The organism is Microbacterium sp. AG790 (assembly GCF_003634765.1).
GTDB lineage: Bacteria > Actinomycetota > Actinomycetes > Actinomycetales > Microbacteriaceae > Microbacterium.
This window is the reverse complement of the sequence record NZ_RBWZ01000013.1, coordinates 20290-44441: the sequence shown is the minus strand read 5'-3', so window position 1 is coordinate 44441 and position 24152 is coordinate 20290. Positions and strand designations below refer to the sequence as shown.

At 70.3% G+C, this 24152-nt stretch carries 24 protein-coding genes and 1 tRNA gene; 11 read left to right on the top strand and 14 right to left on the bottom strand.

Features of this window, described 5'->3' with window-relative positions:
* Positions 1–74: 74 nt before the first annotated feature.
* Genes DEU37_RS13850 through idi form a run of 7 tightly spaced genes read right to left on the bottom strand, consistent with a single transcriptional unit; the run spans position 75 to position 5710 of the window.
* Positions 75–947: a prenyltransferase gene (locus DEU37_RS13850; RefSeq protein ID WP_121191200.1), complete on the bottom strand. Its 873-nt coding sequence runs from the start codon at positions 945–947 to the stop codon at positions 75–77.
* Positions 944–1288: a lycopene cyclase domain-containing protein gene (locus tag DEU37_RS13845; protein WP_121191199.1), complete on the bottom strand. Its 345-nt coding sequence runs from the start codon at positions 1286–1288 to the stop codon at positions 944–946. Before DEU37_RS13845 ends, DEU37_RS13850 begins: the two co-directional genes overlap by 4 nt.
* Positions 1285–1644 carry a lycopene cyclase domain-containing protein gene (locus tag DEU37_RS13840; RefSeq protein ID WP_121191250.1) on the bottom strand — a complete coding sequence of 120 codons (360 nt, stop codon included), beginning with the start codon at positions 1642–1644 and terminating at the stop codon, positions 1285–1287. The genes DEU37_RS13845 and DEU37_RS13840 overlap by 4 nt, the downstream gene beginning before the upstream one ends.
* Before the next feature lies 1 nt (position 1645).
* Positions 1646–3241: a phytoene desaturase family protein gene (gene crtI / locus DEU37_RS13835; RefSeq protein ID WP_121191198.1), complete on the bottom strand. Its 1596-nt coding sequence runs from the start codon at positions 3239–3241 to the stop codon at positions 1646–1648.
* Positions 3238–4092, bottom strand: a complete 855-nt coding sequence (locus DEU37_RS13830) for a squalene/phytoene synthase family protein (protein ID WP_121191197.1) — start codon at positions 4090–4092, stop codon at positions 3238–3240. Before DEU37_RS13830 ends, crtI begins: the two co-directional genes overlap by 4 nt.
* Positions 4089–5165, bottom strand: a complete 1077-nt coding sequence (locus tag DEU37_RS13825; RefSeq protein ID WP_121191196.1) for a polyprenyl synthetase family protein — start codon at positions 5163–5165, stop codon at positions 4089–4091. Before DEU37_RS13825 ends, DEU37_RS13830 begins: the two co-directional genes overlap by 4 nt.
* On the bottom strand, positions 5162–5710 hold the full coding sequence (gene idi / locus DEU37_RS13820; protein ID WP_121191195.1) for an isopentenyl-diphosphate Delta-isomerase: 549 nt from the start codon (positions 5708–5710) through the stop codon (positions 5162–5164). The genes DEU37_RS13825 and idi overlap by 4 nt, the downstream gene beginning before the upstream one ends.
* A 73-nt stretch (positions 5711–5783) precedes the next feature.
* Between idi and DEU37_RS13815 the strand changes: the two genes are divergently transcribed.
* On the top strand, positions 5784–6251 hold the full coding sequence (locus tag DEU37_RS13815; RefSeq protein ID WP_121191249.1) for a MarR family winged helix-turn-helix transcriptional regulator: 468 nt from the start codon (positions 5784–5786) through the stop codon (positions 6249–6251).
* 81 nt (positions 6252–6332) lie between these two features.
* Here DEU37_RS13815 and DEU37_RS13810 read toward each other — a convergent pair.
* Positions 6333–6409, bottom strand: a tRNA-Met gene (locus DEU37_RS13810).
* A 131-nt stretch (positions 6410–6540) separates the two neighbouring features.
* On the opposite strand from DEU37_RS13810, the gene DEU37_RS13805 reads away from it, so the two are divergent.
* Positions 6541–7344, top strand: a complete 804-nt coding sequence (locus DEU37_RS13805; protein WP_121191194.1) for a carbon-nitrogen hydrolase family protein — start codon at positions 6541–6543, stop codon at positions 7342–7344.
* Here the strand turns inward: DEU37_RS13805 and DEU37_RS13800 are convergent.
* Positions 7325–8542, bottom strand: a complete 1218-nt coding sequence (locus DEU37_RS13800) for an aminotransferase class I/II-fold pyridoxal phosphate-dependent enzyme (protein WP_121191193.1) — start codon at positions 8540–8542, stop codon at positions 7325–7327. The genes DEU37_RS13805 and DEU37_RS13800 overlap by 20 nt on opposite strands.
* A gap of 100 nt (positions 8543–8642) precedes the next feature.
* On the opposite strand from DEU37_RS13800, the gene DEU37_RS13795 reads away from it, so the two are divergent.
* Entirely contained in the window at positions 8643–10229 is a 1587-nt protein-coding gene (locus tag DEU37_RS13795; RefSeq protein WP_121191192.1) for a S1C family serine protease, read from the top strand.
* Between the two features lie 96 nt (positions 10230–10325).
* On the opposite strand, the gene DEU37_RS13790 is transcribed toward DEU37_RS13795, so the two are convergent.
* From DEU37_RS13790 to DEU37_RS13780, 3 genes are read right to left on the bottom strand one after another with little or no spacing between them, the layout of a single operon-like run.
* A complete protein-coding gene (locus tag DEU37_RS13790) occupies positions 10326–11615 on the bottom strand; it encodes a maltokinase N-terminal cap-like domain-containing protein (RefSeq protein WP_121191191.1) in 1290 nt (429 codons plus the stop codon).
* A gap of 21 nt (positions 11616–11636) precedes the next feature.
* On the bottom strand, positions 11637–11876 hold the full coding sequence (locus DEU37_RS13785) for a hypothetical protein (RefSeq protein WP_259457302.1): 240 nt from the start codon (positions 11874–11876) through the stop codon (positions 11637–11639).
* 50 nt (positions 11877–11926) lie between these two features.
* Complete coding sequence (locus DEU37_RS13780; protein ID WP_121191189.1) at positions 11927–12859, bottom strand: hypothetical protein; 933 nt, start codon at positions 12857–12859, stop codon at positions 11927–11929.
* 102 nt (positions 12860–12961) lie between these two features.
* On the opposite strand from DEU37_RS13780, the gene DEU37_RS13775 reads away from it, so the two are divergent.
* The 3 genes from DEU37_RS13775 to DEU37_RS13765 are packed head-to-tail and all read left to right on the top strand — an operon-like array spanning position 12962 to position 16252.
* A complete protein-coding gene (locus DEU37_RS13775) occupies positions 12962–14395 on the top strand; it encodes an ABC transporter ATP-binding protein (protein WP_259457301.1) in 1434 nt (477 codons plus the stop codon).
* Positions 14371–15924: a hypothetical protein gene (locus tag DEU37_RS13770; RefSeq protein ID WP_121191188.1), complete on the top strand. Its 1554-nt coding sequence runs from the start codon at positions 14371–14373 to the stop codon at positions 15922–15924. Before DEU37_RS13775 ends, DEU37_RS13770 begins: the two co-directional genes overlap by 25 nt.
* Positions 15925–15979: 55 nt before the next feature.
* The gene (locus tag DEU37_RS13765; RefSeq protein ID WP_005055043.1) at positions 15980–16252 is read left to right on the top strand and encodes a DUF3039 domain-containing protein; all 273 of its coding nucleotides are present in this window, start codon (positions 15980–15982) and stop codon (positions 16250–16252) included.
* Between the two features lie 10 nt (positions 16253–16262).
* Here DEU37_RS13765 and DEU37_RS13760 read toward each other — a convergent pair whose 3' ends face one another.
* Positions 16263–17597, bottom strand: coding sequence for a nicotinate phosphoribosyltransferase (locus DEU37_RS13760; RefSeq protein ID WP_121191187.1), 1335 nt, complete (start codon positions 17595–17597; stop codon positions 16263–16265).
* Between the two features lie 66 nt (positions 17598–17663).
* Between DEU37_RS13760 and murI the strand changes: the two genes are divergently transcribed.
* The 5 genes from murI to DEU37_RS13735 all read left to right on the top strand — a co-directional run bounded on the left by murI (position 17664) and on the right by DEU37_RS13735 (position 21721).
* On the top strand, positions 17664–18500 hold the full coding sequence (murI, locus tag DEU37_RS13755) for a glutamate racemase (protein WP_121191186.1): 837 nt from the start codon (positions 17664–17666) through the stop codon (positions 18498–18500).
* On the top strand, positions 18497–19234 hold the full coding sequence (rph, locus tag DEU37_RS13750; protein WP_121191185.1) for a ribonuclease PH: 738 nt from the start codon (positions 18497–18499) through the stop codon (positions 19232–19234). Before murI ends, rph begins: the two co-directional genes overlap by 4 nt.
* Complete coding sequence (rdgB, locus tag DEU37_RS13745; protein WP_121191184.1) at positions 19231–19875, top strand: RdgB/HAM1 family non-canonical purine NTP pyrophosphatase; 645 nt, start codon at positions 19231–19233, stop codon at positions 19873–19875. The genes rph and rdgB overlap by 4 nt, the downstream gene beginning before the upstream one ends.
* Before the next feature lie 65 nt (positions 19876–19940).
* Positions 19941–20858 carry a cation diffusion facilitator family transporter gene (locus DEU37_RS13740; protein ID WP_121191183.1) on the top strand — a complete coding sequence of 306 codons (918 nt, stop codon included), beginning with the start codon at positions 19941–19943 and terminating at the stop codon, positions 20856–20858.
* A gap of 56 nt (positions 20859–20914) precedes the next feature.
* A complete protein-coding gene (locus tag DEU37_RS13735; protein WP_259457300.1) occupies positions 20915–21721 on the top strand; it encodes a spermidine/putrescine ABC transporter permease in 807 nt (268 codons plus the stop codon).
* 3 nt (positions 21722–21724) lie between these two features.
* Here the strand turns inward: DEU37_RS13735 and DEU37_RS13730 are convergent, their stop codons facing one another.
* The gene (locus tag DEU37_RS13730; RefSeq protein ID WP_121191181.1) at positions 21725–24145 is read right to left on the bottom strand and encodes an ATP-dependent DNA ligase; all 2421 of its coding nucleotides are present in this window, start codon (positions 24143–24145) and stop codon (positions 21725–21727) included.
* Between the last annotated feature and the right edge of the window lie 7 nt (positions 24146–24152).

Here is a 24152-nt window from a genome sequence, read left to right as displayed (position 1 = left end):
ATGAGCGAAGGGCCGGGGGCGTGATGCCTCCGGCCCTTCTGCATGGTCGCGCGAGGATGCGCGCGCCGGGGTCGTCAGCGGCCGAGCGCGTACCAGATCAGCAGCAGCGTGACCGCGAAGCCCGTGAACTGATTGAGCCAGAGGAAGCGATCCCACCCGCGCGTGGCACGCTCGGCATCCTGGTCGGCGACGTTGCGGTACGGCCACACGGTGATGATGTAGGGCAGCGCGAGTACCGCTGCCAGTGGGCCCGGCCATGCGGCGCCGAGCATCACGATGCCCGCGGCGGCGTAGCCGGCGATCGCGAGACGGACGGTGGCGCGGGCGCCGAAGACCGTGGCGATGGATGAGATGCCGGCCTGGCGATCCGCCACGACATCCTGCACGGCGCCGAACGCGTGCGAGGCGATGCCCCAGAGGGCGAAGGCGGCGATCACGGCACCCAGCTGCCACGTCCACGTCGCGCCTGCCAGCACGAGACCGTAGACCGCGGGGGAGAAGAAGTGGATGCTGCTGGTCACGGAATCGGCGAGGGGACGCTCCTTCAAGCGGAGGGGAGGCGCCGAGTAGAAGACGACGAAGAAGAGGCTCACCGCCAGCGCCAGCCAGGAGACAGGCGTGCCGACCGCGACGAGGTACACCACGAAGGGGAGGCACGACAGTGCGGCCGCCCAGAGCGTGGTGCGGTGCAGACGGCGCTCCAGCACGGCGCCGTGAGCGCCGCCCTTGCGCGGATTGCGGAGGTCTGACTCGTAGTCGAAGACATCGTTGATCCCGTACATCGCCAAGTTGTAGGGAATCAGGAAGAAGAGGGTTCCGATGATCAGGGGCGCGTCGACCCTGCCGGTCGTGAGGAGCATGGCCGCCGCAAAGGGGTAGGCCGTGTTGGCCCAGCTGACCGGTCGGGAAGAGACCAGGAGCTGGCGTGCGGTGGCGGTCGCGGTCATCGTGCGGGCTCCGTCTCGGTTTCGGTCGGGGCGGGAGGGACGCGTCGACGCGGGCGGAGAAGCTCAGCGATGGCCGGGACGGCGAAGGCGGCCACGATCGGGTAGGACAGGTCCTCGATGGGTGCCAGGCCCACACGGATGCCGCTGATGAGCGCGTCGGGGTAGGTGAACAGGCCCGCCGCGATCATCGCGTTGTCGAAGATCACGGTGAGCACGACGAGGATCACGGCCGTCACGACGCTTGCCGTCAGCCGCCTGCGCAGTGCCGGACGGCGAGCCGTCGCGGCGAACGCGAGCAGCCCGAGGACGGCGAACGGCGCGACGATCAGGGCGTACGTCATGGCGTTGTCCGCACCCTCCCGCCCCGTGCGGTCAGCACCCGGAGCACGGCAGCGTGGACGACCAGCGCCAGATAGCACAGGAAGACGAGGAAGACCGGTTCTTCGATCGGAAGGTGCGGCGCCAGGTCGATCCCCAGAAGATAGGGGCTGTCGCCCTTGACGAACACACCGGTGGCGATGCCGACGGCATCCCAGGCGAGAAAGAACACGGTCCCGACGAGGACCGCGGCGATGGCGCGCCCCCTGGTCGGACCGACGGGCCCGGCCGCCGACCACAGCACGAGTCGCAAGCGCGCATCCAGCACGACGATCCCTCCCAGCGACACCAGGAGGATGAGCAGATAGGCGCCGGGCATCTCAGGCGTCGTCTCGGCCGGGGCCGATGCCCCGTCCTGCCCCGACACCGCTCGGTTCTGGCAGGCGGGCCGCGCCGTCGTCGCCGCGAAGCCTTTTGACCACCAGTTCGGCGGAGATCAGGCACATCGGAAGGCCGATGCCCGGCAGCACCGAAGTGCCGGCGTAGAACAGTCCGCCGACCTTTCGCGATGCGTTGCGAGGTCGGAAGACGGCGCTCTGAGCAAGAGTGTGCGCGAGCCCCAGAGCACCGCCACGCCACGCCCCCAGATCGGCTTCGAAGTCGGCCGGCGCGATCGTGCGTCGCACGCGGATGCGGGCCGCGAGGTCCGGGATGCCGGTCCATGCGGCGATCTGGGCGATGACGCGATCCGCGGCTTCCTCGATCAGGGGCGCTCCTGTTCCGCCGATCCCACCGCGCCCGAGCGACGGGTCGGCGGGCATCGGAACGAGCACGAACAGGTTCTCGCTGCCGACCGGTGCCACCGTCGGGTCGGTGGCCGACGGGCGGCACACGTAGAGCGAGGCGGGGTCGGGGATCCGCGTGTCACGGCCGAACACGTCACCGAAGTTCTTCTGCCAGTCGCGGGCGAACAGCAGCGTGTGGTGAGCCAGCTCCGGCAGTTCGCCCTCGACGCCGAGCAGCAGCAGGAGGGCGCCCGGGCCCGGATTGCGCCGTCGCCACCACCGTTGCGGGTAGGTCTGCAACGACGCGGGCAGCATCGTCGTCTCGGTCGCGTGCAGGTCCGCCGAGGAGACGACGATGTCGGCCTCGTGCACCGTTCCGTCGGCCAGGCGGATGCCGACCGCGCGCGCGTCCTGAGTGAGGATCTCCGCCACCGGCGACGACGTGTGCAGCGTGGCGCCCTGGGCCTCTGCGACACGGGCCACGGCCGCGATGACCTCCGTGAAGCCGCCCTGCGGGTAGAGGACCCCTTCGTCCAGATCGAGGTGGCTCATGAGGTGGTACAGGCTCGGTGCGTCGAAGGGTGACGACCCGAGGAAGACGGCCGGATAGCCCAGGATCTGGCGAAGGACGGGATCGGAGAAGCGGCGCGCGACGTGATCGTGGAGCGAGCGGGTGAGCAGGGGGGCGAGGCGGGGGAGCTGGCCGGCGACGGCCGGGGATCGCAGACCCCTGGTGGAGGCGTAGGTGTCGTACAGGAATCGCGACACGGCAAGCTCGTACGCATCGTGCGCCGAGTCGAGGTACTCGTCGAGGCGGGCTCCGGCCCCGGACTCCCGGCTCTCGAAGAGCTCCCGCGCCTGAGCGCGACCCGACACGACATCGATCGGGGCGCTGGACGCGTCGCCGTCGGGCTCGGGGTAGACACGATAGGCGGGGGTCAGTGGGATGAGATCGAGCTGCTGGGCCGCCGTCGTGCCGCACAGGCGGAAGAAGTGATCGAAGACCTCCGGCATGAGATACCAGCTCGGTCCGGTGTCGAAGCGGAAGCCGTCGCTCTCCCACGAGCCCGCACGCCCGCCCACCTCGTCCGCGGCCTCGTGGAGGTCGACCCTCCAGCCGTCGCGCGCGAGCAGGGCGGCGGTCGCGAGCCCGGAGATGCCTCCGCCGATGACCAGGGCCGTGCGGCTCATGGGGTGCTCCGTTTCGGGGGGCGGCCGGCGAGGGCGCGAGCCGCGATGGTTGCTTTGACGGGAGTGGGCACCGAGACGCGCACGGTCTCGTCGTCGTCGCGCAGGCGGCGGGCCAGCTCGGCGAACAGCCCGTGTGCGGTCGTCACCGCGCGCCGGCAGTCGACGGGCAGGTCGGCGATCGCCCGGGCCGCGGCATCCAGGTCGGCGTCGATGCGGTCGAGGACGGTGATCCGGTCCCGGTGTCCGTCCTGGAGGCCGAGGTAGTCACGGCCCAGTCGGTTCTCATCGTCCGCGCGGTCGCGGAGGAAGTTGACGTCCTGGAAGGCGGCGCCGAGGCGGCGGGCGCCCTCGACCAGCGTCGGGTCGGGGCTCAGCGGCGTGCTGCGACCGGCGTTGACGAAGATCTGCAGGCACATCAGACCGACCACCTCCGCCGACCCGTACACGTAGGCGTCGTGCGAGGCGTCATCGTGCTGCGTGCGCGTGAGGTCGGTGCGCATGGAGGCGAAGAAGGGGCGGATGAGATCATGGCCGATCCCGCATTCGCGCGCCGCCAACGCGAACGCGTGAACGATGAGGTTGGTGCTGAAGCCGCGCGCGACCGCCGCCAGCGTCTCGGCTTCGAGCTCGTCCAGCAGCAGCCGCTGGGTGGGTGACGGCAGGCCGGTCGCCTCGGCCGCGCCGTCGACGACCTCGTCCGCGACCCGCACGAGTGCGTAGACGCTGCGCACATGCGTGCGCACGCGCGGGCCGAGCAGGCGGCATGCCAGCGCGAACGACGTCGAGTAGGCCGTGATCACGGTCGCGGCCGCATCCTGCGCGCACCGGTCGTACAGGGATGCGCCGCTCACGGGATGCGCCCCTCGATCGTGTTCGCGACTTCGGCCAGCAGTGCGACGGCGGCAGGCGGCAGCGACGGTGAGGCGGCCCGCGAGCGCGCTCGGCTGAGGCGGTCGTGAATGAGGGCGACCAGGTCGTCGCGTGCGCCGCTGGCCTCGAGTTCGCGCTGTGCGCGCCGCACGGCGATCGGACCCGTATGCGCGACGGCGAGAGCCGAGCTGACCCGCGGCCAGGCGGCGGTGTCGCGCGCGAGCGCGATGAGAGGAGTGCGCTTGGCTTCGCGAAGGTCGGCCCCCGGGTCGCGGCCGGCCTGGCGACGTGAGCCGAACGTCCCGATGAGGTCGTCGACCAGCTGGAAGGCGAGCCCGAGGTCGGCCGCGGCGAGCGAGAGCTGCGCGCGGGCGGCATCGGTCGCCCCGGCCATCACGGCTCCGGCCAGCAGTGGTGCTTCGAACGAGTAGGCGGCCGTCTTGTCGTGGGCGGCGCCGAGCAGCGCGTCGGTTTCGGGATAGTCCGCGCGGGCGGCGTGCTCGACGTCGGCGAGCTCGCCGGATGCCGAGACGAGGATCGCGTCGTCGAGGATCTGAAGCAGGGCGACGCGTGTCGGAGCATCCACGGGGGCGCACGCGACCAGTCGGCTGGCCTCGAACAGCAGGAGATCGCCGGCGAGCACGGCCGCGGCGTCGCCGACGGTCGCCGCCTGGTCGCCCGACGCTCCGAAGGCTTGCGCACGAGTGCGGAAGCGACCCGCGACGTTCGGGATGCCGCGTCGCTCCAGATCGCGATCGATGAGGTCGTCGTGCACGACGAAGGCGGTGTGCAGCAGCTCGAGGGCGGCGGCGACGTCCCAGACGGCCGCACCCGCCGTGTGGAGCGCGTCGGTCGATCCGCCGAATGCGCGATAGGCCGCGACGACCAGTGCCGGCCTCAGGCGTTTCCCGTCGGCGGCTGCCGCGGTCGTCGCGGCTGCAAGCGCACGGGCGCCATCGCCGAGGGGCGCGGCCCGACGTTCGAGCCGCTCGAGGGCGCCATCGATCGCCGCGTCGATGCTCTGCCGCGCGTCGTCGTCGAGGAGCGTGATCACGACGCTCTCCGCACGCTGGCTTCTTCGAAGACGCCGAGCTGCTCGGCCTGGAGCACCAGCCACGGGCTGAAAGCCCAGGGGGTCGCCCGCAGCGAGACGGCGAGATCGGATGGATCGACCCAACGGGCCTCGGCGACCTCGAGCGGGTTCAGTCGCGGTTCGTCGTCGACGAGAGCGGTGTAGACCGGGCAGATCTCGTGCTCGACGATGCCGCTCGCGTCGACGGCGCGATAGCGGAAGAGCGGCAGCGCGAGCTGCACGTCGCGCAGCGTAAGACCGAGTTCTTGTTCCGCCCGGCGATGGACGGCGTCGATCACCGCCTCCGCGGGCCGGGGGTGACCGCAGAACGAGTTGCTCCACACGCCCGGCCAGGTCTTCTTGTCGAGTGCTCTGCGTGTGACCAGGGTTTCGCCGCGCGAGTTGTACACGTGGCAGGAGAATGCGAGGTGGAGTGCGGTGTCGGTGCCGTGGACGCTCGCCTTGGGCGCCGTGCCGATCTCATCCCCGTTGTCGTCGAGCAGGACCACGTATTCTGTCGGGGACACGATCTTCTCCTTATTGCTAGTTTAGCTAGCGATTTTAAGGGATACTACCTTTCGAGTGAGGGGGGTGTCCAGCGTGACAGACCGATGGATCCCGACGACAGACCGCGACCAGCTCGTGCGCGACGCGCTCGTCGCCGTGCGCTCCTTCAGCGATTCTATGGACCGCATGCACGGCGTGCTGCGCAGCGACATGGACATGAACGGATCCGATCTGGCGGCGCTGCGCATGCTGATCGTGCGAGAGCAGCGGGGTGAGTGGGTGTCGCCCCATGAGATCGCGAGACACCTCGCGATCTCGACGGCCTCGACGACGAAGCTTCTCGATCGCCTCGCCGAGCGCGGGCATATCGAGCGCCGGCCTCACCCCGCCGACCGACGCGCTCGCATCGTGGTGCTCACCGACCGCGCCCGGAGCGACTTCTTTCGTCACCTGGGCGCGCGCATGGCGAAGATGCGCGATGTGATGAACGCCTACAGCGACGACGAGCTGCGTGTCGTCGCGCGCTTCCTCGACGACATGGACGACGCGATGGTCGACTGAGTCGCGCGTCGGGCTCAGAAACGAAGAAGGCGTCCCGATCGGGACGCCTTCTTCGTTGACCGGATGACACATCCCATCGATTGGTTGCGGGGACAGGATTTGAACCTGCGACCTCTGGGTTATGAGCCCAGCGAGCTACCGAGCTGCTCCACCCCGCGGCACAAGGAATAGCCTAACACGGGTTTCGCGTGCCGGAGTACACGGGCGGGCGCGGCCGGTCGTTGCTCCCGACGCGGTGGTCGGGGAGGATGGGACGAACGCCCGGCCGCCCTTCGAGAGGACACCACCGATGAGAACGGATGCCGTGGGTGTCGCCGTCGCCCAGTTCGCGCCCACGGCGGACAAAGCCGACAACCTCCGCGTCATCGACGAGCTGAGCGGCGAGGCCGCCGTTCGTGGCGCCGCGGTGGTGCTCTTCCCCGAGTACGCGAGCTACTTCGTCGATCCGTTCGATGCGACGCTCGCTGCCAACGCGGAGGACCTGGACGGAGCATTCGTCGCAGGGCTGACGGAGATCGCGGCACATCGCGGTGTCGTGGTGGTCGCCGGCCTGGTCGAACGCGGCGCGGCCGACCGCGTGCGAAACACGGTGGTTGCCGTGGACGCTGCGGGAGTGCGGGCCGTCTCGCGCAAGCTCCACCTCTACGACGCATTCGGACAGCGAGAGTCCGATTGGGTCGAACCGGCACCGGTCAGCTCTCCCGAGACCTTCGACGTGGGCGGTCTGACGATGGCGCTCATGACCTGCTACGACCTGCGCTTTCCGGAGGTGGGGCGCGTGCTCGCCGACGCGGGCGCCCACGTGATCCTGGTGGCTGCGGAGTGGGTCAGGGGACCGCTGAAGGAGCAGCACTGGCGGACGCTTCTGCACGCGCGTGCCATTGAGAACACCCTGTATGTCGCCGGCGCCGATCACCCGCCGCCGCTGGGCGTGGGCGCTTCGGTGGTCGTGGACCCTCAGGGCGTCGAGATCGCCGGGATCGGAACGGCGACGGATGTCGCGGTCGGCTTTGCGGATGCCGGCACCATCGACCGTGTCCGGCGCGTCAACCCGGCTCTGCAGTTGCGCCGGTTCACGGTCGCGCCGCGCTGATCAGCGCGAGACGGCGGCTTGCCTCGGCGATGACCTCCATCCGCTTGCACGCGGCGAAGCGCACCAGCGTCGCGTAGTCGCGGCGGCGTTCAGGAGCGACGAAGGCCGTGAGCGGAATGGCCACGACACCCGCGCGTGACGGCAGCTCGCGGCAGAACTGGGCCGCGTCGATTCCCGGTTCCATCAGCGCCGCGGCATCCGCCACCGTGAAGTACGAACCGGCTGGCGTCGACACCGTGAACCCGGCGGTGTTCAGCCCTTCGGCGAGTCGGTCGCGTTTTGCCCGCAGCGTGGCCGCGATGCCGGCGAACACGGCGTCGGGAAGCCCGAGCCCGACGGCGATGGCGTCCTGGAACGGGGTCGCACACACGTAGGTGAGGAACTGCTTGACCGCCAGGACGGCATCGATGAGATCGGCGGGACCGGTGATCCACCCGATCTTCCATCCCGTCGTGGAGAACGTCTTGCCCGCGGAGGAGATCGACAGGGTGCGTTCGGCGGCGGCCTGATACGTCGCGATCGGAACATGGGCGCCGTCGAAGACGAGGTGCTCGTACACCTCGTCCGTCACGATGAGAGCGTCGTGGTGCTCGGCGAGGCGGACGATCTCCGCCCGGACATCGGCGGAGAAGACGGCGCCGGTCGGATTATGCGGATCGTTCACCAGGATGATCCGCGTGCGGTCGGTCACGGCGGCCGCCAGATCGTCGAGGTCGGGCTGGAAATCGGGCCAGTGCAGCGGCACGGTGACCAGTCGCGCGCCGGCCAGCGCCACGGCGGCGGCGTACGCGTCGTAGTAGGGCTCGAAAACGACGACCTCGTCGTCGGGCGAGTCGATCAGGGCGAGGAGCGTCGCGGCCAGGGCCTCGGTCGCTCCGGCGGTCGTCACGACCTCGCGGTCGGGATCAAGACTCACCCCGTAGAAGCGCTCCTGATGCGCCGCGATCGCCCGCAGCAGCGTCGGGACGCCGCGACCGGGCGCGTACTGGTTGCGCCCGTTCGCGATGGCTGCACGGGCGGCATCGATCACCGCGGCGGGTCCGTCCTCATCGGGAAAGCCCTGGCCGAGGTTGATCGCCCCCGATCGTGCGGCCAGAGCACTCATCTCCGCGAAGATCGTCGGCGCAGCGACACCTTCTGCCGACAGCAATCCCGCACCCTGTGCCGTACGGCGCCACGCGCCGGGAATCTCTCGCATCGCGCTCAGGCTACATGCATAGGCTGGGCGAGGTGCGGGCATAAGCAAAACACAGAATCGCGCGACATCCTGGTCAGGTCTTGGGAAGAAGGAAGCACACATGAGCGAGAACACCCCCACCAACAGCGAACCGCAGGATGACGCCGTGCAGGGCATCGACGCCGCACAGCAGGGCGAGACCGTGCCGGAGCGTCCGCCGCTGCCCGAGCAGTCGGCCACGCACGCGGCCCAGAGCTCACCGGCAGCAGCCCCGACGGCGCCTCCCGCGCCCGTCGGCGCGCCGGAGCACAACGCCGGTTACGCCGCGCAGGCGCCCTACACGGCCCCGGCCGCGCCGTCCGCTCACGCGACGAGCCCTCAGCCGCCGCACACCGCGTACCCGGCCCCGTCGTACGCCGGCCCGGCATTCGGCACCTCCGCCTTCGGTGCGCAGCCCACCGCCGCGTACCCGGCTGCGACCACGAGGCCCGAACACGCGCCGTCCGCCAAGCTCGGCGCCGGAAAGATCGTCGGCATCATGGTCGCCGCGGCGCTCGTCGGCGGTGCGGCCGGCATCGGCGGCGCGGCGGCGGGGGCGTCGTTCCTCCCGCAGTCGCAGACGGTGGTCAACGGCGCGCCGTCCACGGTCACGGTGAACAACACGGCGTCGGTCAACCAGACGACGGCGATCGCCGCGAAGGTCGTCCCGAGCGTGGTCACCATCTCGGCGACGGCCGGTTCCTCGGGCGGCACCGGATCCGGCGTCGTGCTCACCTCCGACGGGTACGTCGTGACGAACACGCACGTCGTCACCCTCGACGGTCAGACCGGCGACGCCAAGCTGTCGGTCACCGCATCCGACGGCAAGGTGTACGCGGCGACCATCGTCGGCACCGATCCGACCTACGACCTCGCGGTGATCAAGCTCACCGACGCATCGGGGCTGACACCGATCGAGTTCGGTGACTCGTCCAAGCTCAACGTCGGCGACGCGACCGTCGCCGTCGGTGCGCCACTGGGGCTGTCGAACACGGTCACCACGGGTATCGTCAGCGCGCTCAACCGATCCATCCAGATCGCCTCGTCGGCGGCGCCGAAGGGTGACACGCAGGACCAGACCCCTCAGCAGGGTGACGGCAACGGTTCGCCGTTCCAGTTCGACTTCGGTCAGGGTCAGCAGCAGGCCACTCCGCAGAGCTCCATTTCGATCGCGGTGATCCAGACGGATGCCGCAATCAACCCCGGCAACTCCGGCGGCGCTCTCGTGGACGGCAACGGCAAACTGATCGGCATCAACGTCGCCATCGCCTCGGCCGGCGGCTCGAGCTCGAGCGGCCAGTCCGGCTCGATCGGTGTCGGCTTCTCGATCGAGTCCGACATCGTCAAGCGCATCACCGACGACCTGATCAAGAACGGCACCGCCACCCACGGTCTGCTCGGCGCGGGCGTGCGTGATGCCGCCACTCAGGAGGGTGCGACGACCGCCGGAGCGTACATCGCGGAGGTGACCTCGGGCGGTGCCGCTGCGGCCGCGGGTCTGCACAAGGGCGACGTCGTGACGTCCTTCAACGGCGTTCCGATCACCAACGCCACCGACCTCACGGCTCAGGTCCGCGCGCTCGCTGCCGGGTCGAAGGCGACCATCGTCTACGACCGTGGCGGAAAGACCGCCTCCGCCGAGGTCACGCTGGGCCAGCTCCAGCAGTAGCGACGCTCACCGCCCGCAGACACCGGGCGACACCGAAGGCCACCGTGCGAACTGTTCGCACGGTGGCCTTCGTCGTCGGGTGCGAGGGCGGCGGCGTCAGTGTGCGAGCAGACGCTCGATCGCCGACAGCGGGATCGCGAGCCACGCGGGTCGGTGCCGCGCCTCGTAGATGGCCTCGTAGACCGCTTTGTCGAGTTCGAGCGCGTTGAGCAGAGTCACCGCGGGCGCGCCGCCGGTGTCGGCATAGCCGGCGAGGAAGGCGGCGCGCGCCGTGCGGGCCCAGGCCTCGGCATCCTCGTCGACGGCAGCGTCGTGCTGCTGGGGAGCACGCTGCAGACGCAGAGAGCCCGCGACGTAGTCGAACGACCGCAGCATCCCGGCGATGTCGCGGAGGGCGAGATCCGGCGCTCGGCGCTCGGCGATCGGCCGCATCGGTTCGCCCTCGAAGTCGAGCAGCATCCAGCCCCGTGTCGGCGAGTGCAGCACCTGGCCGAGGTGGTAATCGCCATGCACACGCTGCAAGGCCGGCCACGCGGAGGCCTCGGCGGCAGCGTAGATACGGGAGATGGCCGCCTCGTGCGCGGCGAGGGCGGGAACTTCCACCATCGCGATGGAGAGTCGTCGCCGCCACGCTGTGCTGATCGCGTGGCGGGCGGCGTCGTCGGCAGACGGGGTGGGGAACAGACGGGCGAGATCGCGATGGACGGCGGCGGTGACCTGGCCGAGGGAGGCGGCTTCGGATGTGAAGTCGGTGTTGACCGCCGCCGCAGCCAACGCCACTCGCCATGCGTCGTCGACGTCGGGCAGGAACTCCTGCGCGAACGCGAGCGAGCCTTGCTGCACGTCGCCGCCCTGCGGCATCATCCAGCGCCCGTCGAGATGGCCGACGACGGGCGGAACGTGGCGACTGCCCGCAGCGGCGAGGGCGGACTGCAGTTCGATGTCCGGGTTGATGCCCGGATGCAGTCGCCGGAACACCTTGCAGATCGTGGGGGCGGCCTGATGCGGACGGAAGATGATCGAGGTGTTCGACTGCTCGCCGACCAGCACCTGGGAGGGGCCATCCAGATCGCTGCGCCCGAGTTCGGCGAGCAGCGCAGAAGCGAACGCGTGATCATGGGGTCCGTCGATCAACGCGCGACCGTCCTGGAGCGCGATCGTCCACGGCCCGGTGACCTCGGCGGGACGTGTCACGAGAGGGATCTGATAGACGACGGCATTCTCGTCGTCACCGTCGGCGACGATCACGACGCGCACAGAGACATCCGCGTCGCGGCTCGTCAGCTCGCGCTGGTCGAGAAGACGCAGGCGGGGGGAGCCCCCGGTCGGCGAGTACCACCGCTGCTGCGGCATCCACGTAGCCAGGTGCCCCAGCGTCGTCTGCATGCGTCGAGGCTAGTCAGCCGGTCACGGGCTGTCGAGGTCGCCGGATTCGTCATCCCCGTCGCGGTCGGCGTCCGCGGACGGCGCCGCGTGAGGAAGGAAGGTCTCCAGCGGAACCGAGATCGCGACGCCCGCCGCGCCGAACACGCCGAGATCGTCGACCGGCGGCGGCAGCACCTCCGCGGGCTGTGGCTGGTCCGGCGGGTCTGCGGGAAGCCCGCCCCACTGCGACGGATCCTCGGGCCGGCTCTGGAAGATACCCATGCGCCCATTGTGCGCGACGCGCCTCTGACGCGCTCCCGCCGCGCGCAGGATCACTCGGTCTCGTGGGTCGCGGCATCCTCGGCGGGCGCTGTGGGGGACTGATGCGTGTTGCGGCGCGGGATGAGACCGGCGACCGTGGTCGCCGCCGATCGCCCCCGGACGCCGATGGCGCTGCCGGTGCGTCGAACGAGGCCGAACGCGGTGCGCTCCACTCGCGTCGCCCCGGGTCGCGGCTCGAGTTCTGCGGGGTACTGCAGCGGTGCCACCCCGAAGGCGCGGCGGGATCCGACGACGACGCGTCGCCCGAGCAGGTGGTTTCCGGTTCCACCGACGGCGGCGCCGATGCCGAAGGGGAGCGCTTTGCCGATGACGGAGGCGCTGCCCTTCGCGGCGAACTGACGGATGAACGCCGACTTCAGCCGGTCGACGAGGGGACCCACCGCGGCTCGAGGCAGCGACTTCGTGACGAGCTCACCCCAGTACGCGGGCCGAGACGCGCCGGAGCCGGCGATCTGCCGGCCGAGCTGGGCGACGAGATCGACGCCCTCCTTGCCGAGCATGAGCGTCAGCACGAGAGCGCGTGCGCGGTCGGGGTTCTCCACGCGGATGCCGTGCAGCTCCGCCAGCGACTGCGCGAACAGCGCCGTGGCCTCGAGGAAGCCCACCGTCTCGACGCCAGACAGCGCGAGGGTCATGCCGGTGCCGATGCCGGGCACCACGGCGGTGGCCCCCACGGCTGCGCCGCCGGTGGTCACCGCGGCGAGGTAGCGGCGTTCGAGCATGCGGACGATGTCGCTGGTCGAAGCATCGGGGTGACGCAGGCGGATGCTGCGCAGATGTGCGATCACGGCGGGACGCTGAACCTGAAGGACCCGGTCGAGTGCACGAATGGTCCGGGGATGCTCGGGGGACCCCTCCGGGGGCAGGCCGCCGGCCCACGGCGCGTCATCGGGGAGCGTGTGGATGCGGGGAATCTTGGCCATGACGGCACGATCCTATGGACGGCCGCTGAAGAGCGGCTGAGCGTTGACGTGGGTGTGTGGACGATCGGGGCGATCGTCGGGTCGGCTTGCTAGGTTTGACGGGTGAGCGCCCCCCATCCGACCCCCGCGGACGACGACGACGGCGTGCACGCACTGCCGCCGCTGCCTGTCGTGCCCGCCGCCGAGGCGGCAGCTCAGCTCGATCGCCGCGACGGCGAGCGCGAAGACGAACCGGTCGCGCCGCCGCGACCGCGTCGGCCCGCGGCCACGCCCGCCGCCAAACGCGCGCCCCGGCCTCGTAAGCCGAAGGCGACACCGACACCGCCGCCGCCGGATGTACCGCCGGCAGTGGCGGCCGCACGATTCGAGGCCGCCGCCCCGCTGTCATCGATCGAGCCGGATGACCTCCCGCCGAGGCCTGCCGCAGGGGACACCACCGCCGTGAGCGGTGCGGAGACGACGACCGTGGAGATTTCGCTCGTCGAGCGAGAGCCCCAAGCTGAGCAGCCGGAGCCCGACGTCGAGCACGAGGGCGATGCTGTCGCGGTGACCGAGGCGGCTGTGAGCGTCGAGGACGAGCCGGTGGGTGCGGACGATGTCCAGGCCGCACCTGAGGTTTCGCCCGAAGTCGCGGCTGACGTCGAGTCCCTCGTGGACCCGGGGCTTCTGCCCGATCCGGACGACGCGGCATCCCCGCTCGCGGAGATCCTCGCCGTCACGGCGTCGTCAACGGCGGACGACGAACGCCCCGTCGACGAGTCCGTCGTGGACGGGCAGGTCGACGCGGTCCGCCTCAGCGGCGTGACGAAGACCTTCGGTGCGACCGTCGCGGTCGACGCGATCGACCTCCGGATCGCCGCCGGTACGTTCTACGGGATCGTGGGGCCCAACGGGGCGGGAAAGACGACGACGCTGTCGATGATCGCGGGTCTGCTCCGCCCCGACAGCGGCGAGATTCGCATCGCAGGTGTCGACCTGGCCTCCGCGCCGCGTCAGGCGAAGCAGAAGATGGGCATCCTCCCCGATCGGCTGCGCACCTTCGACCGGCTGACCGGTCGACAGCTGCTCCACTATTACGGCGTGCTGCGAGGGCTGCGGTCGGCGGTCGTGGAGAGTCGCACGGCCGAGCTGGCGCGGGCGTTCGATCTCACCGATGCCCTGTCCCGACCGGTGTCGGACTATTCGGCCGGCATGACGAAGAAGATCATGCTCGCCGGCGCGATGATCCACTCGCCGCGCGTCCTGGTGCTGGACGAACCGTTCGAGTCGGTCGACCCGGTCTCGTCCGCGGTCGTCCTCGACATCCTGTCCGCCTACGTCGCGCACGGCGGCACGGTGGTGCTCTCCAGTCACGGGATGGAGCTCGTGGAGCGCGTCTGCTCCGGACTCGCAGTGATCGTCGGAGGCCGCGTGCTCGCCGAGGGGACCGTCGACGAGGTGCGAGGGGAGCTCACTCTCGAACAGCGCTTCATCGAGCTGTCCGGCGGCATCAGCGATGCGGAGGGCCTCGAGTGGTTGCACACGTTCTCCGACTGAGGCTCGACCTCCTCGTCGGCGCCCTGCGCGGAGATCGACGCCAGACCGTGCGCACCCTGGTCGGCGTCGCGGTGATCGCGGTGGTCGTGGTGGCGGTGTGCATCGCCGCATGGCGCCTGCACGCCTCCTCGGAGGATGCGGCTTTCACGGTGACGATCGTCGCGGCATCCGCCCTCACTCTCGGGTTCTTCGTGACAGTGCTGGTGGGCGGCGTGGACGACCAGCTCGACCCGCGACGATTCGCCGTGGTCGGAGCCTCGCCCCGCGAGATCGCCGGGGTGACGCTGCTGGCCAGCGCGATCAGCGTGCCGGCGCTCGCCCTCATCGTCGTCGCGGTGGCGCTGAGTGCGCTGTGGACCGATCGCGGAGCTCCGGTGTGGGTGTCCATCGTCTCCGCCGTGTTGGGTGTGCTCACCTGCCTGCTGCTCGCGAAGATCGGCCTGGCCCTGGCGAGCATGGTCCGCGATCGCCGCTCGAGAGAGCTGACGGGCGTGTTCCTCATCGCCCTGATCGTCGTCGTCGTTCCCGTCGTCGTCTTCCTCGCGTCTCTGCAGTGGACACAAGGAGTCCCGTCCGCCCTCGTCGCGGCCGTCGACCTGCTCGCGCTCACGCCTCTGGGCGCAGCGTGGGCGCTTCCCGAACGCGCGCTGAGCGGCGGCGCCGCTGCCCCCGCCGTGATCGCGGTGCTGTCGGTCGCGGTGCTTGCGGCGCTGTGGTTCTGGCTCGTCGACCGGCTGATGACGACGACGGAGCGCCCGGGGGCCGCACGTCAGCGACGCGGGCTCGGCTGGTTCGATCTGACCGGCGGCACGGCTGCCGGCGGTATCGCTGCGCGCAGCATCATCTACTGGTTCCGCGATCCGCGATATCTGGTCAACATGATCATCGTGCCGATCGCGGCGGCCCTGACGGTCGTCCCGCTTCTGCTGGTCGGCGTGCCGTTCGAGTTCGCGGTGCTGCTGCCGGCGCCGCTGATCGCGCTCTTCCTGGGATGGCTGCCGCACAACGACCTCGCCTACGACTCCACGGCCTTGTGGATGCACATCGCGGGGGCCGTGCGCGGTGCGGCCGACCGGGCCGGACGTCTCGTGCCGATCGCGGTCGTCGGCGTGGTCATGTTGGCGGTAGCGGTGCCGGTGACGATCTCCCTGCATGGTCGTTGGGCGATGCTCCCGGCGATGGCGGGCGTGTGCGCCAGCCTCTTCCTGGGCGGTCTCGGAGTGTCCTCGCTCACCTCTGTCATCGCCCCCTACGCCGTCTCCCGACCGGGCGACAGTCCGTTTCAGCAGCCGCAGCGCACGGGCGGCGGACTCTCGCAGGCGGTGGTCATGTTCGGTGCAATGCTCCTCAGCGTTCCGGCGTTGTGGTGGGCCTGGCTCGCGTTGTCGGTGGACGAGAGCTGGGCGTGGACCGCGCTGTGGGGCGGCGTGGGGATCGGCGCGGTGGCGCTTCTGATCGGGATCTTCGCCGGCGGGGCCGTGTTCGACCGCACGGGTGAGCGTCTGATGGAGTTCGCCGAGTCGACGTGACCCTCTGTGCACGAACCGGTCCGGGGGCGCCCCACCGCCGATAGAATCGGTCACCATGAGCCCCCTCGACAGCCCCGACGCACCCGGTGACGGCGGCGTCGCCACCCTTGATCGCGAGCTCGAAGAGCTTCTGCGCGAGGAGAACATCGAGCCCGGCGACCACGAGCGCTTCTCGCACTACGTGAAGAAGGACAAAATCCTCGAGTCCGCGCTCACGGGCAAGCCGGTACGCGCGCTGTGCGGCAAGAAGTGGACTCCCGGTCGCGACCCGGAGAAGTTCCCGGTGTGCCCCACGTGCAAGGAGATCTACGAGTCGCTCATGAGCTGACTCGTCCCGCTCACGCGTCGATGTAGACCGTGGGCAGAGCCGGGTCGGACCGGCTCAGTGCGAGCCCTGTGACGGGAAGCTCTTCGCGAACGATCGCGTGATGCTCCCTCGCGCGAGCGACGCCCTCGGCCCCCTCGAATGCGGAGTCGGGCTCACCGGCTTCGACGAGCGTCACCTGCAGGGCGCGCGCCTCGGGATGATCAGCTGCCGTCTGCATCTGCTCGAACCCGTCGGAGACGGCGATGAGCTCGCTCGTCGCGGTACCGCGGGACAGGGTGCGGAACGCGGCCTTGCGGCCGCCCTTGGATCCCTTGTCGGTCGAGGTCTTGGCCACTGCGACCCAGCCTCCGGCGGCATCCTGGCGGGCGACCAGCTTGTAGACCATGCCGGCTGTGGGCGCGCCCGATCCGGTCACCACCGACGTCCCGACGCCGTAGGCGTCGACGGGGGATGCCGCGAGTGCAGCCAGGGCGAACTCGTCGAGATCGCTCGTCACCGTGATGCGCGTGCCGGTCGCGCCGAGCTCGTCCAGCTGCGCTCGCACCTCCGCAGCCACGGTGGGCAGGTCTCCGGAGTCGATGCGCACGCCGCCCAGGCCCGTGCCGGCGACACGGATCGCGGTCTCGACGCCGCGGCGGATGTCGTAGGTGTCGATGAGCAGCGTCGTGTCGGTGCCAAGTGCCTGAATCTGGCTGCGGAACGCGTCCTCTTCGCTGTCGTGCAGCAGGGTCCACGCGTGAGCGGCGGTTCCCATCGTGGGAATGCCCCATTCCCGTCCCGCCTGCAGATTGCTCGTGGCACCGAACCCGGCGATGTAGGCGGCACGAGCAGCCGCGACGGCGGAACGCTCCGCTGCGCGACGCGAGCCCATCTCGGCGAGCGGACGGTCCCCGGCGGCGATGCTCATGCGTGCGGCGGCGTTGGCAACCGCGGAGTCGTGATTGAGGATGCTGAGAGCCAGAGTCTCGAGAACGACCGCCTCCGCGAAGGTGCTCTCGACGGTGAGCACCGGCGATCCCGGAAAGTACAGCTCGCCCTCGCGGTAGCCGTGGATGCTCCCGGTGAAACGGTAGTTCTCGAGGTAGCGCAGCGTCTCCGCTCCGACGACGAGGTTGTCGCGGAGGTAGCGCAGCTCGTCGTCCCCGAACCGGAACGCCCGCAACTCGTGCAAGAGCCGTCCGGTGCCCGCGACCACGCCGAAGCGGCGCGCTCCCGGCAGGCGCCGTCCGAACAGCTCGAACACGCAGCGGCGGGCGGCGGTTCCGTCTCGCAGGGCCGCGTCGATCATGGTCAGCTCGTAGCGATCGGTGAGCAGGGCGGACGACGGGGCCTCGGCGCGGGTCATGCCGTCACTCTAGCGACGGGGCTGGTGACGTCGCCGTCGGCACGGCGGCGGGTAGGGTGGAGAACCGTGACTGACGCACCGATCGGCATCTTCGACTCCGGTGTCGGTGGACTCACGGTCGCCCGGGCCGTCTCGCAGCTGCTGCCGCGGGAGTCGGTGCTGTACATCGGCGACACCGCGCATTCGCCGTACGGGCCGAAGCCGATCGCGGACGTCCGGCGCTACAGTCTCGAGGTGCTCGACACCCTCGTCGACCAGGGCGTGAAGATGCTCGTGATCGCGTGCAACACGGCATCCGCGGCGGTTCTCCGTGACGCGCGCGAGCGCTATGACGTGCCCGTCGTCGAGGTGATCGGGCCGGCGGTGCGGACGGCGATCTCCACCACCCGCAATCGCCGGGTGGGCGTGATCGGCACGGTCGGCACCATCGGATCGGGCGTCTACCAGGACATGCTCGGCGTCAACGAGGATCTGTCGGTGTTCACACAGGCATGCCCGCGCTTCGTCGAGTTCGTCGAGGCAGGCGTGACCGGCTCCGCCGAGGTGCTCACGGTCGCCGAGGAGTACCTCGCGCCGCTGCGCCACGCCGGCGTGGACACCCTGGTGCTCGGCTGCACGCACTACCCCTTCCTGGAGGGCGCCATCAGCTACGTGATGGGGCCGGACGTCTCGCTGGTCTCGAGCGACACCGAGACCGCCAAGGACGTCTACCGCCAGCTCGTCTCGCGTGACCTGCTGGCCGGGCCGGATGCCGCGGCCACCCATGTCTACGAAGCGACCGGCGACTCCGCCGACGACTTCATCCGTCTCGCCGATCGGCTGATGGGCCGCGGCGTGTCCAGCGTGCGCCTGGTGCAGACCGGCGCCATCGATCTCCCGCACCCCTGGAAGGGGACCCCATGACCGACTTCACCACCCGCGCCGACGGCCGCACCCCCGATCAGCTGCGTCCCGTCACCATCGAACGCGGCTGGTCCGCGCACGCCGAAGGTTCGGCGCTGATCTCCTTCGGCGGCACCAAGGTGCTGTGCACGGCATCCTTCACCGGAGGGGTGCCGCGCTGGCTCACCGGCAAGGGCAAGGGCTGGGTGACCGCGGAGTACGCGATGCTCCCGCGCGCGACGAACTCACGCAACGACCGTGAGGCCGTCAAGGGCAAGATCGGCGGGCGTACCCATGAGATCTCCCGCCTGATCGGTCGTGCGCTGCGCGCCGTCGTCGACACCAAGGCTCTGGGCGAGAACACGATCGTCATCGACTGCGATGTCCTGCAGGCCGACGGGGGCACGCGCACCGCCGCGATCACCGGTGCCTACGTGGCTCTGGCAGATGCGATCGAGTGGGGGCGCGCCAAGGGCTTCGTCGGCAAGAACGCGAAGGTGCTCCTCGACTCGGTCGCCGCGGTGTCGGTGGGCATCATCGACGGTGAGCCGATGCTCGACCTCGCCTACGTCGAAGACGTGCGTGCCGAGACCGACATGAACGTCGTCGTCACCGGCCGCGGCCTGTTCGTCGAGGTGCAGGGGACGGCCGAGGGTGCGCCCTTCGACAAGCGCGAACTCGATGCCCTGCTCGAGCTGGGCGTGGCCGGCTGCGCCGACCTGCGCGACGCGCAGAGCTCGGTGCTCGCGTCGTGACGGGCCTGCCGAACTCCTCGACGCCGGCCGATGGTTTCCGCCGGATCGTGCTGGCGACCCACAACCCGCACAAGGTGGAGGAGTTCGGGGCGATCGTCGCGCGCGTGCGTCCCGACCTCGAGGTCATCGGCTATGACGGGCCCGAGCCCGTCGAGGACGGTGTGACGTTCGCGGCGAACGCGCTCATCAAGGCCCGCGCCGCCGCGGCGCACACCGGGCTGCCGGCGCTCGCGGACGACTCGGGCGTGTGCGTGGACGTGCTCGGCGGGGCCCCCGGCGTCTTCTCGGCGTACTGGGCCGGCCATCGCAAGGATGCGCGCGCCAACCTGGAGCTGCTGCTGGATCAGCTGTCCGACATCGCCGATCCACATCGCACCGCGCAGTTCGTCTCGACCATCGCCCTGGTCGTTCCGGGGCCGGACGGGGTCGCCCGTGAGGAAACGGTGGAAGGCGTGTGGCCGGGCAGGCTCGCGACCGCGCCGTCGGGCCGTGGCGGGTTCGGTTACGACCCGATCTTCCTGCCCGACGATCAGGACGGCCGCACGGCCGCTGACCTGTCGGCGGAGGAGAAGAACGCGGCATCCCACCGTGCTCGGGCGTTCGTGGCGCTGGCGCCGCTGCTGAGCACGCTGGAGCGATAACCGCTCTCATTCCCGACTAGGCGAAACCTGCCGTGCGGAGGCTGTGCGCGCCCTAGCCTCGACCTATGCACGATCACGCACCGACCGGAATCAGGCAGTCGAGCAACCGTCGTCTGCTGACGATCTCGCTCTGCCTCACCGCCACGGTCATGCTCGTGCAAGTCGTCGGCGCACTCTTCACGGGCTCGCTCGCCCTGCTCGCCGACGCCGCGCATATGTTCACGGACTCGTCGGCGCTCGTGATCGCGCTGATCGCCTCGACGGTGGCCGCACGTCCCGCGAACGACCGCAACACGTACGGATACCAGCGCGCGGAGGTCTTCGGGGCGCTCGTCAACGCGGTGATCCTGATCGCGCTGATGGTGTGGATCGCCGTCGAGGCCGTCCAGCGACTCGTCACCCCCGGCGAGGCTGAGGTCGCCGGTGGGCTCATGCTTCTCGTGGCGGCGGTGGGATTGGGTGCCAACGCCGTCTCGATGTACCTGCTGAGCGCGGCGCAGAAGCGCAGTATCAACGTGCGCGGCGCGTACATCGAGGTGCTCGGCGATCTCATCGGGTCGGCGCTGGTCATCGTCGCCGCCGCGATCATCTGGACGACCGGGTGGATGCCGGCGGATGCGCTCGCCTCTCTGCTCATCGCGGTGATGATCCTGCCCCGCGCCGTCGGTCTGCTGCGCGAGGTGTTCTCGGTGCTGGGGGAGCGGGCGCCGAAGGGGACCGAGGTCGCGGAGATCCGCGACCACATCCTCGGAGAGGACGGCGTGGTCGATGTGCACGACGTGCACGTGTGGCAGCTCACCCGGGGAGCTCCGGTCTTCACCGCGCACGTGGTCGTCGGCGAGGACGTGCTGGCAGGCGCATCCGGGGGAACGGGTGCGTTGCTGTCCCGTCTGCAGGGGTGCCTGTCGCGACACTTCGATGTGGAGCACTCCACCTTCCAGTTCGAACCCGCCGGTCACCGCGAGCACGAGGCGCACGTCTGACACGCGGACGTGCGTCTGATGCCGTATCGGCGTTCGGATGTGTCACGATGCAGAGCATGGATGCCGCCACCCGCGAGGAGTTCGCGGCGCTACGCCGACGCGCGTATGGGCCGAACGCTGACATCGCCGACGACCCGGTGGCGCTCGCTCGGCTTCGCGAGCTCGAGGAGCGCCACGACCGCGGTTCGACCCCCGAGATGGCGGCGCGGATGGCGGAGGCGGAGGGCCTGTTCGGACCTCGTCCGCCGCGACCGGAGAGCTCCGTGCCGCCGGCGGCACAAGCTCCCTCCGCCCCCGACGTCGCCGGCAGCTCCGCTGAGCCGCAGCAGGCGGAGACTCCCGCCCGCGCGACGCCGACCCCTCCTCGGATCGGTCGCGTGCTGCTCATCGGGTGGGCCGCGTCGATCGTTGCGGTCGCGGTCGTCGTGGGTGCGCTCGTCTTCGGACTGGCGTCACTGCGGCCGGTGCCGGCAGTGACCGGGGCGCGTCAGGTCGCGAGCCTCGACGAGCCGGCGGCGGACGTGCCGATAGCGCTTCCGTGGGCGCGGAACGGCGACCGGGGCGCCACCTTCAGCTTCGCCGGTCTGCTCATCGTCGTCTCCTCCGGCGAGAACCGCGGTTTCGAGGGGGAGTGCGTGACGGTCCTCCAAGAAACGGGGGATGCCACCGGGACTCGCGTCGGCGACAGTGCGTGCAGCGCCAAACCCTTCCACCCCGCCGTGTCGATCCAGGTCACCAGCGGCAGCTCGGACGAGTTGACGGCTGCTTTCCCCGTCGGCACGGTGCTCGAGTTCCAGTGGGACGGCACCGCCGTCGCTGTCTTCGCGGCCGACCCGCCTGCGCCGACCAGCGCACCTGCGTGAGGACTACTCCTCGCGGCGGACGTCCCCCGGCTGCTTCTCGGCGCGGAGTCCTCGCCACCGCGCGTGGCGCAGCGTGCCGTTCGGAGTGAACTCCGCGTACTCGACCTCGCCGACGAGTTCCGGGCGCAGCCAGAGCGCGTCCGCCGCGTCTGCGGCGGGGACACCGATGAACGGGTTCGCCTCGGTGCGCAGCGGTTGCAGCTGCTGTTCGAGGCGACCGAGCTCGCGCTCGCTGAACCCCGATCCCACGCGCCCGACATAGCGCAGGCCCTCGGCATCCGGAATGCCGAGCAGCAGCGAGCCGATGCCGTCGCGTCGTTCGCCTTTGCCGGGGCGGATGCCGCCGATCACGACCTCCTGCATGGCCGTCAGCTTCACCTTGAGCCACTCCTCCGAGCGTTCGCCGCGCCGATAGGGAGAGCGAGGGTCCTTGACGACGACGCCTTCCAACCGCAGGTCGACGGCGGCCGTCAACGCATCGGCGATGTCGTCGGTGATCGGGGGGACGACGAGCGGGGGAGCCGCATCGGCGGTGAGGGTGAGGAGCAGGTCGCGCCGCTCGCGGAGGGGGTGGGCGGAGACATCGTCGTCGTCGACGCGCAGCAGATCGAAGACGAAGTAGTGAACGGGTGTCGCCTGGGCTTCGCGGGCGATCTCGTGGACGCCGGTCAGATGCATACGCGACTGCAGCCGTGTGAAGCTCGGGCGGCCGGCGGCATCCAGAGCGACGATCTCTCCGTCGATGACGGCGGGCAGAGCGCCGAGCCCGAGGTCGACAGCGGTGAGCTCGGGGTAGCGCTCCGTGATGTCGGTGCCGCTGCGGGCGCGCAGGTGCAGCCGCTCGCCATCCCACGTGCCGATCGCGCGGATGCCGTCCCACTTGAACTCGACCCACGGAACGTCGCTCCAGCGCCGGGCGGCGGACGCGGCGAGCGCCGGTGTCGTCGACACGGCGAGCATCGGCGCGTCACTTCCGGATAACGCGCGGGACGTGGCGCGGCGGCCGGCGCGAGCGGCGCGCACGGGAGGCGTCGCGGCATCCTTCGTGCGGTGCAGGAGCCACTGCGACTTCTCACCGGTACCCGACGTGCGGATCAGGGCGAGACGGACCTGCCCGAGGGGGCCGCCGGTGCGGCCGCTGAGCGTCGCGATGACCTCGTCGTCGCGCCACTTCTCCACCGTGAACGTGCCGGAGTCCCAGACGGTCATGGTGCCGGCGCCGTACTCGCCGGCGGGGATCTCGCCGGCGAAGGTGAGGTACTCGAGCGGATGCGGCTCGGTCATCACCGCCAGATGGTTGCGGTCGGGAGAATCGGGGATGCCGCGCGGCACTGCCCAGCTGACGAGCACCCCGTCGCGCTCGAGCCTGAGGTCCCAATGCAGCCGCGACGCGTGGTGCTCCTGAATCACGAACCGCCACGATTCTGTCGAGCCGCCATGATTCGGCGCGCCAGAACGTGGCGGCTCGACAGAATCATGGCGGCTCGGCGGGAAGGGCTCGGGGGTGGCGGCGGGGGTGCGCTTGGCCATGTAGGGCGCGAGGGGGTCGGGTGCGCCGGGTGTGAGGGCGGCGAGCAGGTCACCGTCGGCCGCGGCCCGCGCGAGCACCTCGTCGAGCAGCAGGTGGCGCAGGTCGGGATCGTCGAGCTCGGCCCAGGTTCGAGGGGCGGCGACCGTGGGATGCGCGCGTCCGCGGAGCGAGTAGGGAGCGATCGTGGTCTTGGCCGCGTTGTTCTGACTCCAGTCGACGAACACCTTTCCGGGGCGAGCAGCCTTGCTCATCGCGCTGACGACGAGGGCGGGGTCGTCAGCCTCCAGGGCGCGGGCCAGTTCGCGGGCAAACGCCGAGATCTCGTCGCTGGAGCGGGTGGCATCGAGCGCCGCGTACAGGTGGATGCCCTTGGACCCGCTCGTCACCGGCAACGGTTCCATGCCCATGTCCGACAGGATGCCGCGGGCGCGGCGGGCCACTTCCGCGCATTCGGCGAGCCCGACTCCGGGGCCCGGGTCGAGGTCGAGCACGAGGCGGTCGGGGCAGCCGCGTCCGCCATGGTTGAAGCGCCATTGCGGCGTGTGGAGCTCGAGGCTCGCGACCTGCGCGAGGTACACGAGCCCGGCGACGTCGGTGACCAGGGGGTATTCCTTGGCGCCCCCCGAGTGGTCGATCGCGTGGCGCGGCATCCACTCGGGCGCGCCGGCTTCGAGGTCCTTCGCGAAGAAGGGCGGCTCGCCGGTGCCCTCCGGCCAGCGCAGCCGCGTCACCGGCCTGCCGGCCAGGTGCGGCAGCATCACGGGAGCGATTCGCGAGTAGTAGTCGATTACCTCGGCCTTGGTGGTGCCGGTGGTGGGATAGAGCACCTTGTCGAGGTTGCTCAGACGCAGGCGACGACCGCCCACGTCGACCACCTGCGCTGACTGTGCCATGGCGTCA